Raw genomic sequence first — 725 nt, 5'->3', positions numbered from 1 at the left:
CAAACAAAGGTTCTCCGGTGATGAGCTCGACGCCTCCCTTAAGGTCAACACCGATTACGCGGACAGTTCCACGGTCGATATGAGGGGCCAAAGCGAGCATGACCGACCAAACCACGCTTCCCTTGCCGCTGCCCGAACTTCCCAAAACCAGCGTTTGCCGATCAGCAAGGTTCAAACAAAAATCAGCGCCGGAATCTTGACGGCCAATAACCAACGGCGCGACGGGATCAGTCGCAGCGTTTGTCCTTGGGCAGGGGTGCCCCGGTTCCGGGAAAGGGATAGCTACGGCGAGACGGTCAACAGGTGCCACCCGAGGGAACACTAGCCGGACAGTCTGGGCAGAAATTCGCTCAACCCGTACCCAATCCGGCGAACAGTTCAGAACCGGAGCGTAAGCCTCAGCTTTTGTTTGCAAGGTGTCATCTGTTGCGGCCACAGTCTGCTGAGCAAAAAGGCTTACCGTTTCCGGAGTCACCACCAAGCGAGCGTCAGGCAAGCGGCGGACAGGATTCTTCATTGCCCATTCCAGAGTCTCAGCATCCAGCGGTGCGATCAGGGACATGGCTGCTGCATGGTGGTAACCGGCAACTCGCGCCTGACGATTAGCTTTTCTCCGCTTAAATCGCTTCCAATCAGAAACGCCTGGCATAAGCTGCGGCAGCCACAAGAACGAGGCAACCGCAGCGATTAGGAAGCACACCACAACTAAAACGGTTGCCGTCAAT

At 56.6% G+C, this 725-nt stretch carries 1 pseudogene; it reads right to left on the bottom strand.

The annotated features are described in order from the left end of the window. Positions 1 to 562, bottom strand: a pseudogene (locus tag CXQ94_RS22950) (hypothetical protein); the annotation flags it as partial. Positions 563 to 725: the final 163 nt, after the last annotated feature.

The organism is Arthrobacter sp. GMC3, from assembly GCF_002929305.1.
In the GTDB taxonomy this organism is placed as follows: Bacteria; Actinomycetota; Actinomycetes; order Actinomycetales; family Micrococcaceae; genus Specibacter.
Note: the sequence above shows the minus strand (reverse complement) of the source record. Positions and strands in the feature narration are given on the sequence as shown.